Source organism: Pseudobutyrivibrio xylanivorans (genome assembly GCF_010906925.1).
GTDB lineage: Bacteria > Bacillota > Clostridia > Lachnospirales > Lachnospiraceae > Pseudobutyrivibrio.
The window spans coordinates 112,762-132,381 of sequence record NZ_VTVE01000004.1; the positions used below are offsets into that span (position 1 = coordinate 112,762).

The following is a 19,620-nucleotide window of genomic DNA, read 5'->3' on the forward strand; positions in this document are numbered from 1 at the left end:
CATGGGGAAGTATGAATTAGACTCAGCAGAAAACAGAGAATTTCTTTTAGGATTGAGGGACAACCTACTTTCCTTTGGACATAGGTTTCCATCCCCTGGTGGCGGTTCCTACTACCTGGGAGATGACGGCACACCTTGGACAGATAGACCTAGGGAAACATGGATTACCAGTAGAATGTGCCATGTGTACAGTATGGGAGCTATGCTTGGCCATGAGGGCAGTGGGGCTCTTGCTGCGGCTGCACTTAAGGGGCTTATGGGAGAGCTTCATGACCATGAAAATGGTGGCTGGTACGCAGGACTGACTGCTGAGGGTCAGGTGCTTCCTAACAAGGCTTGCTATGCCCATGCATTTGTTATTTTAGCAGGCTCATCTGCCATGCTTGCCGGTATTTCTGGGGGCAAGGAGCTGCTTCAAGATGCACTTCGTATATACGATAAATATTTTTGGGATGAAAAGCTGGGACTTTCTGTAGACACATGGAATACCCAGTTTACTGAACTTGATTCCTACAGAGGCCTCAACGCTAATATGCATACAGTTGAGGCTTTTCTTGCTGCAGCAGATGCTACAGGTGATGAAAAATATAGAGTCAGAGCAGGCAGGATAATAGACCACGTCCTTGGATGGGCTAGGGACAATGACTGGAGAATTCCTGAGCACTATCTCAGTGATTGGACTCCTGATTTAGAGTGTAATAAGGAAAAGCCTGATGATCAGTTCAAGCCTTATGGAGCTACACCGGGCCATGGAATAGAGTGGGCTAGACTTATTACCCAATGGGCAGTATCAAGTTTTGGACAGCCAGATGATGAAACAGATGCTATAGGGGGCACATCAAAAGCTATTCCAGAGGGGAAATTTGCAGACTACATTGAAGCAGCAGAATGCCTCTATAACAGAGCTATTTCTGATGCGTGGAATGCAGACGGGGCACCAGGCATTTGCTATACTACTGGCTGGGATGGCAAGCCTATTGTTCATGACAGAATGCATTGGACACTTGCAGAGGCGATTAACACCTCGGCGGTACTTTATAGGGTGACTTGGAATGATAAATATCTGAATGATTATGCTGCATTCATGGAGTACTTAGATACCTATGTTGTAGACCATGTAAATGGTTCATGGTTCCATCAGCTTGATCAAAACAACAAGCTCCTTACCACAGTATGGCCAGGCAAGTCTGACATATACCATGCACTTCAGGCGACATTGATTCCTTATAATGAAGCAATTGGAGTATCGATTGCAAAGGCTGTGGCGAGACCACAGGTTTGAAATATGAGATTTACCACCCTTGAAAGGAGAAAAAGGGGTACATATCAGTTCGGGCGGTTACTTTTTCTTTATCAAATTATTAAAATTTGGTTTAGAAGTTATTGACAATTTTAAATAAGATGCTAATATGAGTTTATACTCAAGAAAGGCGCTATGTGTAGCGAAGGTGGAGGAATGATAATTAGATAGTTTAATTCGGTAAATGCAAATGAAGATTTATGGCCCAAAAGGGTCTGTTTGTGTGTGCCTAATTAGATTATCGTTTTCATTTTTGAAGCTTTTGACACGTGGTAAATATCTACGTGATAATAGCGTGTATTTCAAATATGTACGTTAATCTGCTTTAGGTATAAAGCAGATTTTTTTGTGCTTATTTTTAGACAGGGGCGATGTTTATGGCACAAATACAAGTTAGCAATCTCACTTTTTCCTATGAGGGAAGTGCAGATGATGTTTTAGAAAATGTTTCATTCAACATAGATACAAATTGGAAGTTAGGTTTTATTGGCCGCAACGGTAAAGGAAAAACTACACTTCTTCGACTTCTTATGGGGGATTATAAATATCAGGGGAGTATAACTGCCAGCACGTATTTTGATTATTTTCCATACTATGTTTCGGGGGAGGATGTGGAAAAGACAGCCAGTGAGCTGATAGAAAAGTGGAAACCTGGGGTCGAAGAGTGGGAGGTTTTAATTCAGATGAATCAGATTCAGATAGATGCTGAATGTTTATACAGGCCAATTAAAACGCTAAGCCATGGCGAGCGAACCAGAGTTATGCTTGCGGTATTGTTTGCCGCTGAAAATGAATTTCTATTAATTGATGAGCCAACAAATCATCTAGACCAGGCAGCCAGAGATATTGTAAAAAACTATTTGGCTAGCAAGAAGGGCTTCATTCTCGTGTCTCACGACAGAGATTTATTGGATGCTGTTTGTGATCATGTTTTGGTTATGAATAGAAGCACCATAGAGGTGCAGATAGGAAACTTTTCGACCTGGTGGGAGAATAAAGAAAAAAGTGATGCCTTTGCCAAGGCGGAAAATGAAAAGCATCTTAAGGAAATTGGAAAGCTTAAGGCAATAGCCGACAGAACTGGCAGATGGGCAGATAAAAGTGAAGGGTCAAAAATCGGTTATGATCCTATAAAAGAAACCGATAGAAGTATATCGAGTCGTTCTTATATCGGTGGTAAGACAAAGAAGATGCAGGCGCGAGTCAAAGCATATGAAAAGAGAGTGGACCGGGAAATTGAAGAGAAGGAAGGATTGCTTCAGGATATAGAAAACGTTGTGGATTTAAAGGTCATGCCACTGGAGTTTCATAAGAATATTCTGGTGGATGCTCATAAGCTTTCACTTTCTTATAAAGATTCGACGCCATTATTTAACAACCTGACTTTTCAGATTAAACAAGGGGATCGAATTGTTATTTCAGGCGAGAATGGCTGCGGTAAATCAAGCATTATAAAAGCTATTTTGAAGGCCAATAATGCTAGAGAGTTTGGTGGACTAGATAATTTAGAAATAGTAGATGGAATATTGACCGTGACTACTGGTTTGGTTATCTCATACATAAATCAGGACACCTCATTTTTGAGAGGAACACTCGAAGATTTTTGCCAGTATAGAGGCTTGGATAAGAGTTTGTTTTTAGCCATCTTAAGGCAGCTTGATTTTAACAGAGAGCAGTTTGGCAAAAATATGGAAGACTTCTCAGAGGGGCAGAAGAAAAAAGTACTAATAGCAGCTAGCCTAATAACTCCTGCACATCTATACATTTGGGATGAACCATTAAACTATATTGATGTGTTTTCTAGAATGCAGATAGAAAAACTGATTCTAGATGCCTGTCCTGCTATGCTTATTGTTGAGCATGATGCCCGATTCCAGGAAAAGATTGCTACAGAGATTATTAAGTTGTAGTAAAGTCATTGATTTTGTGGCTTTTGGGGATTGGAACAGTTAGAATGGATATAAGTATTTAACTGAGGAGAAGAGCTATGTTGGGGAAAGCAAAATGTAAAATTTTAAAAGAGATTAGACAGAAGATCGCAGATGAAAATGATATTCCGTATGTGACAAGAGAATGCACCTATCAGGGTGATTGCTCTGGAACATGTCCACGTTGTGAGAGTGAACTTCGTTATCTCGAGCAGGAATTAGAAGCTCGTAAAAAACTTGGAAAAACAGTTGCTGTAACTGCACTTTGTACAGGAATTAGTTTTGGAACTGTGGCTTGTTCAATACCGGGGCAGGAACATGGTGGAGATTATTCAGGTGATGTGACTGTGGCTCCAGACGATGATTATGCCGGAGGTTTAATGGCGGATCCAGGAGATGATTACGAACTGGCAGGAGACACTCAATATATACCGGAGTTGGCAGGCGAAGCTGAAGACTGGAGTGACTGTGAGAGCAATTCTACAGAAGGAGAGATTCAAAAGACTGCTGATGGAGCTTTTGATAACCTCCATACTTTTGCAAGTACTGTTAATGGTGACGAGGTTTGTCGAATTGCTAGATACTGTTCAATGTTTATGCCAGATAAGGATATTAAGTTGTGCGCGCTGACAACACACAATTTGAATGAAGGCAACGGTACGGTTCCAGGTTATATACGTATCTATGATGTTACTTATGGCGAGGATGAGTTATTGGGAACCTGGAAGGCTACCTCTAGAGATGAAGAGGGCGCTCAAAATGTGTATTGGGATATTTTCCCAGATATCACTTTACAGGAAGGACATATCTATCACATAGTTGATTCCGCCCCTGAAACTTTATGCTCAAATTCTGAGTCTGAGGAAATTGGCGCTGTAGAGCTTTTCACTGATGAAGAAACAACTGTAGAAGGTGAATTTACACCTTGCTATAGATAGAGATTGTTATGAATGTTCAAAAATACTTATTTCCGTTGTTACGTATAGCTCGCCATCGTTTGGGAATTGATGGGCAGGGTGTAACAACGCTTGTGGCAGGGGCTTCTTGTCCGCTACATTGCAAATGGTGTCTTAATAAAGAGATATTAAAGAAAAATGAAGTAGAATTGATAAGCCCTGAGGAATTATATGACCGTGTGAAGATTGATGATTTGTATTATCAGGCAACCGGCGGTGGGGTTACCTTCGGCGGAGGGGAATCTTTGCTGCAGGCTGCTTTTTTTGAGCCCTTCCGTGAAATATGTGGTGATTCGTGGCGGCTATGTGCTGAGACAAGCCTTGCCGTGCCACGCTCACTGGTAGAATTGGCTGAGCAATCAATCGATGAGTTTATCGTGGATTGTAAGGATATGAATCCTGAAATATATCATTCTTATACCGGTGGGGACCAATCTCTCATGGAGTTAAATTTACAATTCCTTATAGAAAAAGCAGGCCCTGAAAGAGTTGTAGTTCGAGTACCTCTCATTCCGGAATATAACACAAAAGATGCACAGCAAAATAGTGTTAATCGTCTGAAGGAACTTGGAGTCACGAGATTTGACTTGTTTGAATACGTTAAGCGATGAGAAATAGTAGGTGTTTCACTGAAGAACTTATTTCCTGTAGTAAAAGATATTTTTTAGAGGGAAATCAGGTTACATGTTTAGCTTTTGATGGAAATGAAGCGATTGGATGTGCAAGCATTTCTTATTTTGAGGTAATGCCTACTTTTTCTCATCCAACTGGCAAAAGAGCTCACTTGATGAATGTCTATACCAGGAAGGAATATAGAAGACAGGGTATAGCGAAAAAAATGGTCGAGTTGCTGATTGAAGATGCTAAAGAAAAGCATGCTACAGAAATCAGTTTAGATGCGACTGAATCGGGTAGACCTTTATACGAGAGTCTTGGTTTTAAAGCATCTGATGAATGTATGGTGATGTGTTATTAATTGGCGTGGATTATGATAAGAATACATCCCTTAATCTTGCAGATGTGAGAGCTGATTATCCAAGCAAGCACAACTGTGTTGAGCACAGTGCCATCATGGAAAATGGTAAACGAGTTTGGAAAGCATATGAGACGCTATTTGTGGATGGCGAGGATTTTGTGGATATAGGAGCAGCATTTGAAAAGGAGCATCCGGTAAAAAAGGCTACTCTTGGAAATGCAACTCTTAGATTTATGAAGCAGCGAGAGCTTGTTGACTATGCTGTTAAATGGATTGAGGCAAACAGAAAATAGAGGATTTACATGAAATACAATAATAGTATAATTGCTTACATGGAGGGCTAGATATGGATTTTAGACTTGCGAACGAGACTGACATTGATAAGATTGGTGCATTGATTGAAAACGCCATTGTGGAAATGGAGAAACATTTATAAATGGTATTTTATCACCTGCCTGGGTTATTTGAATTTTATGAGTTATACAAAGTCTTTTTGCCATTGTTCTTTAATCATAGAGAATATTTCTATGATTGGTGCGAAATATGCTCTATTTACGGCGCTCCACAGGAATGTTTGTGGGGCGGAGGCCGTGTGGGTTTTGGTGATGCAGATCCTAAGGCAGTAGCTCGCTTAATGGAAAAATATGGCGTAAGTGCGCGCCTTACTTTTAGTAATTCTTTGCTCGAAAAAGAGCATCTTTCGGATAAAAAATGTAATCAGCTTTGCAGTCTGTTTGAACACAATGGATCCGCTCAAAGTGGAATTATAGTTCACTCAGACTTGCTTATTGATTATATTAAAGAAAAGTATCCAAACTTCTACTTTGTGTCATCCACAACAAAGGTGCTAACAGATTTTAATCAGTTTGTAGATGAGCTGAATCGAGAGGATTTTAAATTTGTTGTGCCTGATTTTAGACTGAATAAGGAATTTGATAAGCTTGATTCTTTGACAGAGGCTCAAAAGAATAAGGTGGAGTTTTTATGTAACGAGTGCTGCTGGTACGATTGCTTTGATAGAAAGAGATGCTACGAGAATGTCAGCAGGAAAAATCTAGACGAAGAATGCGATGACCATATTTGTGTGGCGCCGGAATCCATGAGATGTTACAGATTCTCAGATGCCATGACAAATCCAGGCTTTATAGGAATAGAAGATATTCAAAAGATGTACGCAAAAAAGGGATTTTCGCATTTTAAAATCGAGGGTCGAAGCCTTGGCAGCGCTATTATTTTAGAGTTCCTCTTATATTACATGATACGTCCTGAGTATCAGCTTAAAGTTCGTGAGGAAATATATTTAGATAGCTCACTTGATATATTTTAATAGCAGGTCACGCTTCTTAAATAATAAGGGTAGAAATGTGGGCTGATTCTTAGTAGAATTGTCTCTAGAAATAAGCTACAGGAGTACCATTTGGATGAGAGAATTAGTGCGCTACAAGATGATATTTAACGGCCGAGTTCAGGGTGTTGGATTTAGATATAAGGCAAGCTATATTGCGGACAAGTATCGCTTGACAGGCTACGTGAAGAACGAATATGATGGTTCTGTTTCCATGGAAGTACAGGGGACGGAGCAGGAAATCTATATGCTAATAAAAGAACTTGCAAATGACAGAATCATAGACATTATGGACATTGCAAAAGAGCGGATTCCTGTAGATGATGATGAGAGGGGTTTCATCACTCAATATTAATAAGAGGTAATTGTTATGAAGGCATATTTTGCAGGCGGATGCTTTTGGTGCGTCACACCAATTTATAAAATATATGGAGTGGATTCTGTTGTATGTGGATACTCTGGAGGAGACGAGGTTGCTCCTACATATGAGGATGTTAAGGCACAGAAGACTGGCCACAGAGAGACTATCGAGCTCACTTATGAGCCAGAGAATGTCACATTTGATAAGTTACTTGATATTTATTTTGCCAACGTGGACCCATTTGACGGAGAGGGCCAGTATATCGACAAGGGATTTTCATACACACTCGCCATCTACTATCAGACAGAAGAAGAGCGAGAGATAGCTGCTAGTAGAATCAGTGCTCTCGAGGCAGAGTCAGGGCAGAAGGTCCAGGTGAAACTAGAGCCATTCAAGTCATTCTATCCAGCAGAGGAGGAACATCAGGACTACTATCTCAAGAATCCTGAGGCCTTCGAAAAAGAGCTTATCGAAAGCGGCCGCAAGACAATTTAATATATAGTAAAGAGCAGGGCTATCAATTCTATTGATAGCCCTCTATTAATTTCTGCAATATATAAACCTATTGACCCGATAGGCAGGTATGTGTATTATAACAGCATGTTAAATGAAAGCAGAGGGAAAAGCAATGGGATTTAATACTACAGCAATTCACGGCGGATTTATTGACCAGGAAAAGAAGGCAGTAAACTATCCAATTTATTTGTCATCAACATTCGCTCAGCCGGATGTTGAGCACGAGGGAGAATATTGTTACAGCCGAGGCAACAATCCAACTCGAGCATCAGTTGAAAAACTTGCAGCTGATATCGAGGGAGCAAAACACGGCATAGCTACTTCCTCAGGTATGGCAGCTACAAGCCTTGTATTCGAACTTTTAAACAAAGGTGAGAAAGTTTTAATAAATGACAATGTCTACGGCGGAACATGGAGATTTGTTTCAAACCTTTTTGAAAAGAGAGGTGTTGAATACGAAATCGTAAACAACTTCAACGATTATGATTTTGACAAGGTAGATGAGAATGTAAAGATGGTATTCATTGAGACACCATCAAATCCACTACTTGAAGTTACTGATATTAGAAAGGTTGCAGATGCAGCTCATAAAAAGGGAATACTTGTAGTAGTTGACAACACATTCATGACAGCATATTTGCAGAAGCCACTAGACCTTGGTGCAGATATCGTAGAGTATTCCGCTACAAAATATTACGGTGGACATTCAGACATATTAGCAGGTCTTGTGATTTTAAATGATGATGAATTATTTACAAGATTAAAATTCATCAACAATACATTAGGTGGAATCCTTTCACCAATCGATTCATTCTTGCTTCAGCGAGGAATCAAGACACTGGGTGTAAGACTTGATAGACATCTTTCAAATGCTCAGAAGATTGCAGAGTACTTAGAAGGCATCGATGCAACTGAAGAAGTTTACTATCCAGGTCTTAAGAGCCACAAGGGATATGAGTTACAGAAGAAGCAGGCAAATGGTGCTGGCGCAGTTATCTCATTTAAGTTTAATGAAAACAGCTACGATTTAGATAAGTTTGTCTCTAAGTTAAAGCTATTCTCATTTGCAGTAAGTCTTGGGGGCGTTGAGTCACTTATCTGTAGACCAAGCACCATGACCCATGAGTCATACGCAAAGGAGCTTCAGGAGAAAATAGGAATTACATCAAATCTTATTAGACTCTCAGTTGGAATAGAAGATGTAGAGGATTTAATAAAGGATTTGGATGATGCATTTAATTATTCAAGAAAGTAGAAAAGGAGAAAATATTATGAAAAAATTAACAGCATTACTTTTAATATCAGCACTTTCAGTAGGAACACTTGTAGGATGCGGCAGCTCAGATTCTGCAAAGCCAGCAGAGGGTGCCCAGACGGCATCAACAGAGGGTGAGGGTGCATCAGCAGAGGCTACAACATTTGATGAGATCAAGGCTAATGGCTACATTACATTTGCAACAGAAGGTACATACGCACCTTACTCATACCATGATGAGGATGACAAGCTTGTTGGATTTGATGTAGAGGTTGCTCAGGCAGTTGCAGAGAAGCTTGGTGTTGAGGCTAGATTTACAGAGACACAGTGGGATGGTATCATCGCAGGTCTTGATGCTAAAAAGTATGATGCCATTGCAAATCAGGTAAGTATCACAGAGGAAAGACAGCAGAAGTATTTATTCTCTGAGCCATATACATACGCTTATGGTGCAGTAGTTGTAAAGGGAGACAATGACAGCATCTCAAGCTTTGAGGACTTGGACGGCAAGGATGTAGCTCTTACAGTTACAAGTAACTGGGCAGAGGTTGCAGAAAGCTATGGTGGAACAATCGTTTCAACAAGTGGATTCTCAGAGTCAATTCAGCTTGTAATCCAGGGCCGTGCAGATGCAACAGTAAACGACAATGTTACATTCCTTGACTTCAAGGCAAATCAGCCAGATGCAGATGTAAAGATTGTAGCCACATCAGATGAGGCAACAGAGTCAGCAATCCTTATTAGACAGGGAGATGATGATTTACAGGCAGCTATCAATGACGCTTTAAAAGAGCTTAGAGACGACGGCACATTAAAGAGCATTTCAGAGAAGTACTTTGGCGAGGATATTACAAGTCCTAACTAGTCTTCAGTTTGGGAGAGATATATGAATTCAAGATTATTGGAAATACTTGTTGGTTCATTACCTAAAATATTATTGCCAGGCATAGCCTACACTATTCCACTTACTCTCATTTCTTTTACTATAGGAATAGTGATTGCCATACTTGTGGCAGTGACACGAGTAATGAAAATCAAGGTATTATCACAGTTCTTTCAGTTTTATGTATGGGTTTTTAGAGGCACACCAATGCTGGTACAGCTGTTCATTATTTTCTACGGCTTGCCTAATATAGGTTTCAATATTGATGCATTTCCCTCAGCTATTATAGCTTTTTCCTTAAATATTGGAGCCTATGCCTCTGAAACAATAAGAGGCTCTATCTTATCTATTCCAAAGAGCCAGACAGAGGGGGCAGTTGCTTGTGGTCTTACAATATGGCAGACAATGATTCACATTGTTTTACCTCAGGCCATAAAGAACTGCATCCCTGCACTTTTTAACTCTTTCATATCACTTGTGAAAGATACATCACTTGCAGCAAACATAACTATCACAGAGATGTTTATGGCAACTCAGCGAATAGTTGCAGTTACATATGAGCCTTTGGCTTTATATATTGAAGTTGCAGCAGTTTATTTGTTATTTAGCACAGGACTTACATATTTCCAGAAATACACTGAGAAGAAGCTTAGTAAAAATAGTTCAGTAAGTCCCGCATAGACTGGAGAATATTATGATTAAGATTCAAAATTTACAAAAGTCATTTGGCGACAAAGTAATTTTAAAAAACATAGATTTAGATGTGGCAGAGGGAGAGACAGTTGCTATTATTGGCCCATCTGGCTCAGGAAAGTCCACAACACTAAGGTGCATTAATCTTTTGGAAAGACCTGACCAGGGTGAGCTTACTATAGGCAAAAACACCTATGATTTTAACAAGCTGACAAAGCACCAGATAACAGAAATCAGAAGGACTACAGCTATGGTTTTCCAGAACTTTAGTCTTTATGAAAATAAGACAGCTCTTCAAAATATTACCCTGCCTCTTATCAAGGCTAAGGGGTATGGGAAGCATGAGGCAGAAAAGACAGCCCTTGAGTATCTTGATAAGGTTGGACTTAAGGACTGGAAGGATCACTACCCAGCGCAGCTATCTGGTGGACAGCAGCAGAGAGTTGGTATAGCAAGAGCCCTAGCTCTAAAGCCAGAGGTGATTCTCTTTGATGAGCCGACTAGTGCTCTGGATCCGGAGCGAGTTCAGGGAGTCCTTGAGATAATAAAGGAAATCTCTAAGGAACGCATTACATCTGTAATCGTAACTCATGAGCTTGAGTTTGCTCTTGATGTGGCTGACAAGGTGGTATTTATTGCTGATGGGGAAGTAGTTGAAAAAGGTACTGCAAAAGAAGTATTAAAAAGTCCAAAGGATGAGAGAACCATCAAGTTCTTAGGACATTTTGCAGATAAACTTGAATATGTCATATAAGAAAAGGCTTTGCATCAATTGGTGCAAAGCCTTGTTTTGTGTCTAGACATTGGTAATGGTGCCGGTGCTTACTTTTATTTCTACACTGCGGTAGTCAGAAGGGGCCTTGCCATAGTGGCGTTTGAAGGCCTTTGAAAATGTGAATGTGTCGTTGTAGCCTACATTTTTAGCAATCTCTGCCACGCTTAAGGACTTGTCTGAAAGAAGCTTAACAGCCATCTTCATGCGGTAGGTAAGCAGATACTCCTGAAGTGAATAGCCTGTTGCGTCTTTAAAGAGACGGGTAAGGTAGCTCCTGTTGAGTCCTAAGGCTGATGCCACCTGCTCGATTTTTACTGGCTCAGAATATTTTAGCTGTATGTAGGAAATGGCATTTTTAACATATCGCAGAGAATTACTTACTGTTATTTCTTCTTTTCTAGAAGAATTCTCAATCATATAATCGCATATACGATATAGGTTTCCTATACAGTAGTATTGTCTTTTGTAATTTTTCAGAGTATCAAGTGCCAGCTCTGTAATAACTCGAGAATCTGAGACAGGAGTGTATACTGGATGTTCCGGAGTCAGTCCAGCCTCTTTAAGCATAAGTGGTATCTTAGGTCCTCCAATAATAAACCATATATACTCCCATGGATCATCCTTGTCCGCCTGGTAAAAGCAGCGGTAGTTTTCTGGAATGAGAAAAATCTGGTCCTTGTGGATGTCATATTGCTTGTTATTGATTCGAAGTATTCCCTTGCCCTTTTTAATAATGTGAATAATGATACGATTTTTAACAAGATGCTCGTAAGAATAAAGAGGTGTGCACTTGTTACGGCCTACCTCGTAGAGATATAAATCGTCAGAATCTTCGTAGTTGACAAACTTACGGAAGTCACATCCGTTCGCCTTTAACCCCATATAATTATTCCCCCTTTTACATGTGTAGGAATATTATATCACATTTTGACATTGTTTTATCAAATTATACCATTAGTGACTTTTTGTTTTTAAGTTACACTAAACATAACTTCTAGGAAGTAAAAAGGTATAGACATAAGCGAAAGGGAAAGGTTTAGCAGATGAACATTATTTGGCATGAAAAAAGTAAGCAATTTCATTTGTTTAACGATGAGTTAAGCTACATTATTGGGGTTTCTCCGATAGGTGAGCTTGGAAATATTTATTTTGGAAAAGCTATTCACGACAAGGAAGATATGTCCTATGTGGTCAATAGATTTTCTCTACCTAATGTACCAGTTGATGCGGATACAGAGAGCTACTCAATGGAGTTGAATCGTCAGGAGTACCCATCTTTTGGAACTACTGATTTTGGTACTTCAGCATTTGAGGTAGAGATTTCAAATGGCTCAAAAGTCAGTTCTTTTGTGTACAAAGACCACAAGATTTATAAGGGAAAGCAGCCACTAGAGGGCCTTCCAGCTACTTATGCTGATGATAGTGAGGCCATGACTCTTGAGATTTATTTGGAAGATGTGGTTGCCAAAACAACACTTGCTCTTTCCTACACTCTATTCAATAGATATCCGGTAGTAACAAGGCATGCAAAGTTTACTAATATTGGTCCCTCCAAAGTAAAGTTAACAAAAGCGCTAAGTGCATGTCTTGACTTACCGGATCAAAACTATCAGTGGATGCAGTTTTCTGGAGCTTGGGCTAGAGAGCGAACACCAATAGTAAAAAATCTTGGACCTGGTTCTGTTTCAATAGAAAGTAAGAGAGGTATTTCAAGTGCCAACCAGAATCCATTTATAATAATAAAAAGACCTAACACTGATGATTTTATAGGTGAGGCAATAGGATTTTCATTTGTGTACAGCGGTAATTTCCTGGCACAGGCCGAAGGGGATACATTTGGCCGCATGAGAGTACTAATGGGAATCAACCCAGATAGATTTACATGGATCCTTGAAAATGGGCAGTCATTTGAGACTCCTGAGGTGGTAATCGCCTATAGTGATTCAGGACTCAACTACCTTAGCCAGACCTATCACAGCCTATATAATAACAACCTGGTAAGGGGAAAATGGAAGAACACTCCAAGGCCTATTCTCATTAACAACTGGGAAGCAACATTCATGGACTTTGATGAAGAAAAAATCCTTAAGATTGCCAGCAAGGCAAAGGAAGCAGGGATTGAGCTATTTGTCCTAGATGATGGCTGGTTCGGTGAAAGAGATGATGATTTTGCAGGCTTAGGAGATTGGGTTGAAAATCCAAAGAAGTTGCCACAGGGAATCCCTGGACTTGCACGTAAAATAGAATCTTTGGGAATGAAATTTGGTTTCTGGATTGAGCCTGAGATGGTGAACCCAGACAGCAATCTATATAGAAAGCATCCTGAGTGGGCACTTTCTACACCGGGAAGAAAAGCATCTCTTGGAAGACATCAGATGGTACTTGATTATTCTCGACCAGAGGTTGTGGATTACATATACGGAATGCTTCACAAGATTATTTCAAATGCCCCAATTAGCTATATTAAGTGGGATATGAACAGATCACTTACAGAAGTTTACAGCGCAGACATTCCTGCTGAGCAGCAGGGGATGGTTTATCATCGCTATGTTATGGGCGTTTACAGCTTGTACGAGAGATTGAGAAATGACTTCCCAGATATTTTATTTGAGTCATGTTCATCAGGTGGAAATAGATTTGATGCAGGTATGCTGTACTATGCACCACAAGCGTGGTGTTCAGACAACACAGACGCCATTGATAGAATCAGGATTCAGTATGGAACCTCTTATGGATATCCAGTTTCATCAATAGGTGCTCATGTGTCAGCTGTGCCAAATCAACAGACAGGCAGAACTACATCAATTGAGACTCGTGCCAATGTGGCCTACTTTGGAACATTTGGCTATGAATTGGATTTGAACCACGTAAGCCATGAGGAGTTTGAACTGGTAAAGAGTCAGGTTCAATTTATGAAAGAATACAGACAGCTATTTCAGTTTGGTACTTTCTACAGATTGAGATCTCCTTTTGAAGCTGATCAGGCAGCATGGATTGTGGTTTCAGAAGATAAAGAAAAAGCTATTTTTGGATTCTATTGCATGAGATCAAATGTGACCATGCTTCCAGGATTCTTAAAGTTAGATGGTCTTTCGGCAGACAAGGTATACGTTCTTAATGATGAGGAATATTTTGGAGATGAGTTGATGAATCTTGGAGTCACCCTAACGAAACTCAGTAATAATGGTTTAAGTACAGGGCAAGACTTTATATCTTATGTGGAGGTCTTGGAAGCTAAAAAGTAATATCACAAAATGACATCAAAAGAACACGAAATACCATGCCTAAAGGAAGCTATATAAACTATGATTTAACTATAGTAATAACTAAGTATTGAGGGAATAAGAGAGAGGTAGTATTTACTAAAGGAGGTTATGTTTATGAAGAAAAAAGTCATTGCTATCTTACTTAGTGCAGTTACAGCCCTATCCATGATTGGATGTGGTGGCAGCTCAGATGCACCAGCAGCCGGGGGAGACGGCGCTGAAAGTCTTGGCGGTAGCGTTGAAGGCGAACTTTCAATTGCAATCTGGGATGAGGGTCAAAGACCTGGTCTTCAGAAAATCGTTGATGAGTGGAGTGAGCAGTCAGGTGTTAAGGCAACAATTCAGGTTGTTGATTGGAATAACTACTGGACACTTCTCGAAGCAGGAGCAACAGGCGGTGAGCTTCCTGATGTATTCTGGATGCATTCGAATGTAGCTCAGAAGTACATGGAGAATGATCTTCTCCTTGATCTTACAGACAAGATTGCTGAGAGCGACAAGATTGACATGAGCAATTATTATGAGGGTATCGTAAACTTGTATCAGTCAAATGGTAAGCAGTACGCTGTTCCAAAGGATATCGATACAATCGCTCTTTGGTACAACAAGACAATCTTTGATGAGATGGGTGTAGCTTATCCTGATGACACATGGACATGGGATGATTTTGCAGATGCAGCAGCTAAGCTTACAAATGATGAGCACTGGGGATTTGCATTAGCTCCAGGTAACAACCAGGAAGGTTACTACAACACAATCTACTCAATGGGTGGATATGTAATCAGTGATGACAAGAAGACATCTGGTATGGATGATCCTAATTCAATCAAGGGCGTAAAGCTCTTTACAGACATGATTGCAGCAGGTTCTTGCCCAGATCTTGCAACAGTTTCTGAGACAGACCCTAACGAGCTTCTTTGCGCTGGAAAGACAGCTATGGCTATCAATGGTTCATGGATGCTTGCAGGTTACAGAGACAATGAGTATGCAGCAGCAAACTGCGACATCGCAGTTCTTCCATACACAAACACTCCAGATGACCGCGTATCTATCTACAATGGACTTGGATGGGCAGCATCAGCAAACGGCAAAAACACAGATGCAGCATGGTCACTTATCGAGTACCTTGGTTCAAAAGAAGGTCAGACAAAGCAGGCTGAGAACGGTGTTACAATGTCAGCATACATTGGTACATCTGATGCTTGGGTAAATAGTGTTGATTGCTTCAATCTTCAGGCATACATGGATATGCTTGATGCAAAGCTTGTATTTAGACCATACTCTAGAGATACAACAGTATGGGAAGACATGATGATTGAAAAGCTCCAGGATGCATGGACTGGCGCAACTCCTGTAGAGGATGTTTGCAAGGAAATTGCAGAAGAGATGAATGCAGCTTTAGCAGAAGAATAATATTAGAGTTATGTGAATATGAGGGTGCGTTTTGGCACCCTCATATTTAAAAAGATTTGTTTTAAAAGGAGACTCACGTGAAGAAGAAAATAACAGCTAGAGAAAAAAGCGAATTCTTCTGGGGATGGATATTCATTCTTCCTACAATGCTTGGACTTATAGTATTAAATATTTATCCTATGATTGACACCATCAAGCAAAGCTTCTGCAAGATGGGTGATTTCGGTAGAGGTAGTCAATTCGTAGGTTTAGATAACTACAAAAAGGTTTTAGGTGATTCGGAAGTTTGGCAGGCTCTTTGGAACACAATTAAGTATGCAATTATAGAAGTTCCATTTTCAGTTGTAATAGCCTTGCTTTTAGCAGTATTACTAAATAAGAAAATTAAAGGACGAAGTATGTTTAGAACAATATTTTTCCTTCCAATGGTTGTGGCACCAGCTGCAATTGCCATGGTTTGGAAATGGCTCTACAACTCCAACTTCGGACTTATCAATAATATATTCCATATAAAGGTAAATTGGCTTTCTAATCCAAATCTTGCTATTTACTCACTGGCAATAATTGGTATTTGGTCAGTGCTTGGATACAACATGGTATTGTTTTTAGCTGGTCTTCAAGAGGTGCCAAAGGATTACTATGAGGCGGCAGCCCTTGATGGAGCAAATGGATTTAACCAGCTTATTCATATTACAGTTCCTCTTATTTCGCCAACAATTTTCTTTGTACTTGTTACAAGAATTATTGGTGCTATGCAGGTATTCGATCTTATCTATATGATGATTGATTTAAATAACCCAGCATGGAAAAAGACAGAGTCCCTTGTATTCCTTTTCTATAAGTACTCATTTGAGCAGAATAAAAAGGGATATGGAGCTACTGTTGTTGTAGTTTTACTCGTTGTAATTATGATACTCACAGTAATTCAGCTCATTGGACAGAAGAAATGGGTTCACTACGAATAGGAGCATGTATATGAAAAAGACAATTAGCAATTTTATTATGTATATAATTTTAATACTGGTGTCTATCACAATGCTTGTTCCTTTTGTTTGGATGTTTTTGACAGCATTTAAAACAGTTTCAGAAACAATGCAGATTGACCCATTTGTAATTATTCCAAAGGTGTGGCAGGTTCAGAATTTTGAGAATGTTATCAAGGCAATGGATTTTGTAAGACTATATGCCAATACACTTGGTATGGTAGGCCTTAGAATCTTATTTGCAGTGGTTACAGCTTCCCTTAGTGGATATGCATTTGCCCGCCTTAACTTCAAGGGTAAGAATGTAATGTTTGCCCTTGTACTTTTCCAGATGATGATACCGGTTCAGCTTTTCATTATCCCACAGTATGTAATGGTAAGTAATCTTCACCTTACAAACTCAATTATGGGACTTGTTTTCCCCGGTATCGTTTCTGCTTTTGGAACATTCTTGCTTAGACAGGCATTTTTACAGCTTCCTAGAGATTTGGAAGAGGCAGCTCGACTTGATGGATGCAATATTCCACAGACATTTATGTATATCATGGCACCTCTTACCAGGTCAGCAATGGTAGCCCTTGGTATTTTCACAGCTGTATTTGCTTACAAGGATTTGATGTGGCCAATGATTGTAGCGCCTGATAACAGAGCTACAACACTTGCAAGTGCTCTTGCAAAAATGAATGGTCAATATCAGCAGAAATACCCTGAGCTTATGATGGCGGCACTTATTTCATGTGTGCCAATGATAATTCTTTATATTATCTTCCAGAAGCAGTTTATCGAGGGTATTGCTACATCAGGCGGAAAGCTTTAAAGGAGGACCCAAGTGGATAAAAGACAGCAGATAATTCCATTAGGTGACATGAATGGAATTTACATAATTTCAGAAGAGGGAAGGGTTTCATTCTCCATCCTTCCTAACAATGAAGATGCGCTGTCCCTAGATAAAATTAATGAGGATCCCCTAGTGCAGATTTCATGCACAGGGGATTCTTCTGGTTTGGGATTCAGCGCAGGAGAAACTAGACACAACAGTGGACTAACTATGGATATGAAATATGAATCCATAGATGTAAAAGAAGATGGTGATGAAAAAACAGTCACCACTGTAACAAAGTCTGATAATGGTTTGGTTGCAAGGCATGTTGTGAAATTTACTCAGGGTAGTCGCGGAGTTAGAGTCCACACAGAGGTGTTAAATGAAGGCAAGGAGCCTGTAATGATAGAGGCCCTTTCATCAGTAAATATTACAGGCATCACTCCATACACCGATGATGCGGCAAGGGATAGGCTTGTTCTTCACAGATACAGAAGCAGATGGAGCGCAGAGGGCCGTCATGAGACACGTACTATAGAGGAACTTTTACTGGAGCCATCTTGGGCTAATTTTGGATTTAGATGCGAGAAGTTTGGCTGCCTTGGCTCTATGCCAATAAGAGGATTTTTCCCATTTGCAGCAATAGAAGATGTAGGAGCTAATGTGATGTGGGCCATTTCTCTAGCTTGCTCATCTTCATGGCAGTTTGAGATAACTCGCTCAGATAGTAACCTTAATCTCACCTGTGGCCTTGCTGATTTTGAGTTTGGCCATTGGAGAAAGGAACTAAGACCTGGAGAGGTATTTACATCTCCAGAGGCCTATATAACTGCTGTTGCTGGGAGTCTTGCAGATGTTGAAAGTGTAGAAACAAAGCTCATTGATAAGGCGTGTGATAGGCTTCTTGATGTGCAAAGAAGCAAGCTTCTTTCCCATCAGAGGGTAAGTGAACTTCCAGCTATTTTCAACGAGTACTGCACCACTTGGGGCGAGCCTAGTGAACAGCAAATCAAGGAACTTTTATCTGTTATAAAGGGTTCGGACTTTAAGTATTTTGTCATAGATGCCGGATGGTATGCTGATGAGATAACAGGCTGGCAGGACAATATGGGTGACTGGAATGTGGCCAAGGATTTGTTTCCAAATGGTATGAAGCCTGTTGTTGAAATGATAAATCAGGCTGGCATGGCGGCAGGAATCTGGTTTGAGCTGGAGACTGTTGGTAAGGATTCTAACATGGTGGATGACACTCCTCATCTTTTAACCCGTGATGGTAAGGTGGTTATTTCTGGAACTAGACGTTTCTGGGATATGAGACAGACTTGGGTAGAAGACTACCTTACTGAAAAGGTCATCAACTTTTTAAATGACAATGGCTTTAAATATATCAAGATTGATTACAACGACACCATTGGCATGGGCTGTGATGGAGCTGAAAGCTACGGAGAAGGCTTGCGCCAATGTGTGGAGGCTACCAAAACATTCTTTAGAAAAATACGTAAATGCGTACCGGATATCGCTATAGAAATATGCTCTTCAGGTGGACACAGACTAGAGCCTAGCTTTATGGAACTAGGAGATTTTCTATCATTTTCCGATGCCCATGAGGAGAGGGAAATACCTGTTATAGCAGCTGATTTACAGAATCTGATACTTGCTCAAAAAAGCCAAATCTGGGCAGTGCTTCGCAAGGATGATGAGCCAAAACGTATAGCTTATTCTGTATGTGCAGGAATGTATGGAGTGCTTTGTATCTCAGGCGATGTTGAGGGCTTATCAAAGGAGAAGTGGAAGCTTGCAATTGATGGGGTTAGCTTTTATAAAAAGGTATCACCTATAATCGTAAGTGGCATCACAAAAAGATTTGGTCCATTCCAAAATTCCAACAGGGCCCTAAAAGATTACCAGGCATCTGTTAGATATTTCGAGAATAAAGCATTAGTTTTAGTTCATTCATTTGAGCATGAGGGTGTGCAACAGATACAGATTCCTCTAGATGGCAAATATCGTATATGCGATATTTATGAAGCCGGTGATCATGGAGTATCAATAGAAGGAAATAATATGGTTGTTTCCTTTAAGGAATCATTTGATGCCCTTGCAGTGTTGATAGAAAGATAAAAAGAATCCGCGATAGCCTTATATTGGCA

19 protein-coding genes are annotated in these 19,620 nt (G+C 40.1%); 18 read left to right on the forward strand and 1 reads right to left on the reverse strand.

What is annotated here, in order from left to right; genetic code table 11:
* Position 1: 1 nt before the first annotated feature.
* From F0Q01_RS11825 to F0Q01_RS11885, 13 genes are all read left to right on the forward strand, one after another.
* The gene (locus F0Q01_RS11825; RefSeq protein ID WP_090489405.1) at positions 2–1,282 is read left to right on the forward strand and encodes an AGE family epimerase/isomerase; all 1,281 of its coding nucleotides are present in this window, start codon (positions 2–4) and stop codon (positions 1,280–1,282) included.
* Between the two features lie 395 nt (positions 1,283–1,677).
* A complete protein-coding gene (gene abc-f, locus F0Q01_RS11830) occupies positions 1,678–3,210 on the forward strand; it encodes a ribosomal protection-like ABC-F family protein (RefSeq protein ID WP_090489403.1) in 1,533 nt (510 codons plus the stop codon).
* A 77-nt stretch (positions 3,211–3,287) separates the two neighbouring features.
* A complete protein-coding gene (locus tag F0Q01_RS11835) occupies positions 3,288–4,166 on the forward strand; it encodes a hypothetical protein (RefSeq protein WP_090489401.1) in 879 nt (292 codons plus the stop codon).
* Between the two features lie 8 nt (positions 4,167–4,174).
* Positions 4,175–4,795 carry a radical SAM protein gene (locus tag F0Q01_RS11840; RefSeq protein ID WP_090152695.1) on the forward strand — a complete coding sequence of 207 codons (621 nt, stop codon included), beginning with the start codon at positions 4,175–4,177 and terminating at the stop codon, positions 4,793–4,795.
* Complete coding sequence (locus tag F0Q01_RS11845) at positions 4,792–5,160, forward strand: GNAT family N-acetyltransferase (protein WP_090489399.1); 369 nt, start codon at positions 4,792–4,794, stop codon at positions 5,158–5,160. The genes F0Q01_RS11840 and F0Q01_RS11845 overlap by 4 nt, the downstream gene beginning before the upstream one ends.
* Positions 5,161–5,165: 5 nt before the next feature.
* Complete coding sequence (locus F0Q01_RS11850; RefSeq protein WP_330584331.1) at positions 5,166–5,453, forward strand: AAC(3) family N-acetyltransferase; 288 nt, start codon at positions 5,166–5,168, stop codon at positions 5,451–5,453.
* A 143-nt stretch (positions 5,454–5,596) separates the two neighbouring features.
* The gene (locus F0Q01_RS11855) at positions 5,597–6,487 is read left to right on the forward strand and encodes a hypothetical protein (RefSeq protein ID WP_090489395.1); all 891 of its coding nucleotides are present in this window, start codon (positions 5,597–5,599) and stop codon (positions 6,485–6,487) included.
* A gap of 94 nt (positions 6,488–6,581) precedes the next feature.
* Positions 6,582–6,860, forward strand: a complete 279-nt coding sequence (locus F0Q01_RS11860; protein WP_090152684.1) for an acylphosphatase — start codon at positions 6,582–6,584, stop codon at positions 6,858–6,860.
* Positions 6,861–6,875: 15 nt separating this feature from the next.
* Positions 6,876–7,361: a peptide-methionine (S)-S-oxide reductase MsrA gene (gene msrA, locus F0Q01_RS11865; protein WP_090489393.1), complete on the forward strand. Its 486-nt coding sequence runs from the start codon at positions 6,876–6,878 to the stop codon at positions 7,359–7,361.
* Between the two features lie 112 nt (positions 7,362–7,473).
* Complete coding sequence (locus F0Q01_RS11870; protein WP_242941883.1) at positions 7,474–8,637, forward strand: trans-sulfuration enzyme family protein; 1,164 nt, start codon at positions 7,474–7,476, stop codon at positions 8,635–8,637.
* Between the two features lie 16 nt (positions 8,638–8,653).
* Entirely contained in the window at positions 8,654–9,502 is an 849-nt protein-coding gene (locus F0Q01_RS11875; protein ID WP_090489389.1) for an amino acid ABC transporter substrate-binding protein, read from the forward strand.
* Between the two features lie 21 nt (positions 9,503–9,523).
* On the forward strand, positions 9,524–10,201 hold the full coding sequence (locus F0Q01_RS11880) for an amino acid ABC transporter permease (RefSeq protein ID WP_090152674.1): 678 nt from the start codon (positions 9,524–9,526) through the stop codon (positions 10,199–10,201).
* A gap of 13 nt (positions 10,202–10,214) precedes the next feature.
* A complete protein-coding gene (locus F0Q01_RS11885; RefSeq protein WP_090489387.1) occupies positions 10,215–10,967 on the forward strand; it encodes an amino acid ABC transporter ATP-binding protein in 753 nt (250 codons plus the stop codon).
* 42 nt (positions 10,968–11,009) lie between these two features.
* Here F0Q01_RS11885 and F0Q01_RS11890 read toward each other — a convergent pair whose 3' ends face one another.
* Complete coding sequence (locus F0Q01_RS11890; RefSeq protein ID WP_090489385.1) at positions 11,010–11,870, reverse strand: AraC family transcriptional regulator; 861 nt, start codon at positions 11,868–11,870, stop codon at positions 11,010–11,012.
* A 161-nt stretch (positions 11,871–12,031) separates the two neighbouring features.
* On the opposite strand from F0Q01_RS11890, the gene F0Q01_RS11895 reads away from it, so the two are divergent.
* The 5 genes from F0Q01_RS11895 (at position 12,032) to F0Q01_RS11915 (ending at position 19,591) form a co-directional block, all read left to right on the forward strand.
* Entirely contained in the window at positions 12,032–14,233 is a 2,202-nt protein-coding gene (locus F0Q01_RS11895) for an alpha-galactosidase (protein ID WP_090489383.1), read from the forward strand.
* 135 nt (positions 14,234–14,368) lie between these two features.
* Positions 14,369–15,667: an ABC transporter substrate-binding protein gene (locus F0Q01_RS11900; protein ID WP_090489381.1), complete on the forward strand. Its 1,299-nt coding sequence runs from the start codon at positions 14,369–14,371 to the stop codon at positions 15,665–15,667.
* Between the two features lie 77 nt (positions 15,668–15,744).
* Complete coding sequence (locus tag F0Q01_RS11905; protein WP_242869226.1) at positions 15,745–16,632, forward strand: carbohydrate ABC transporter permease; 888 nt, start codon at positions 15,745–15,747, stop codon at positions 16,630–16,632.
* A gap of 4 nt (positions 16,633–16,636) precedes the next feature.
* Positions 16,637–17,467 carry a carbohydrate ABC transporter permease gene (locus tag F0Q01_RS11910; protein ID WP_090152659.1) on the forward strand — a complete coding sequence of 277 codons (831 nt, stop codon included), beginning with the start codon at positions 16,637–16,639 and terminating at the stop codon, positions 17,465–17,467.
* A 12-nt stretch (positions 17,468–17,479) separates the two neighbouring features.
* Complete coding sequence (locus tag F0Q01_RS11915) at positions 17,480–19,591, forward strand: glycoside hydrolase family 36 protein (RefSeq protein WP_090489379.1); 2,112 nt, start codon at positions 17,480–17,482, stop codon at positions 19,589–19,591.
* Positions 19,592–19,620: the final 29 nt, after the last annotated feature.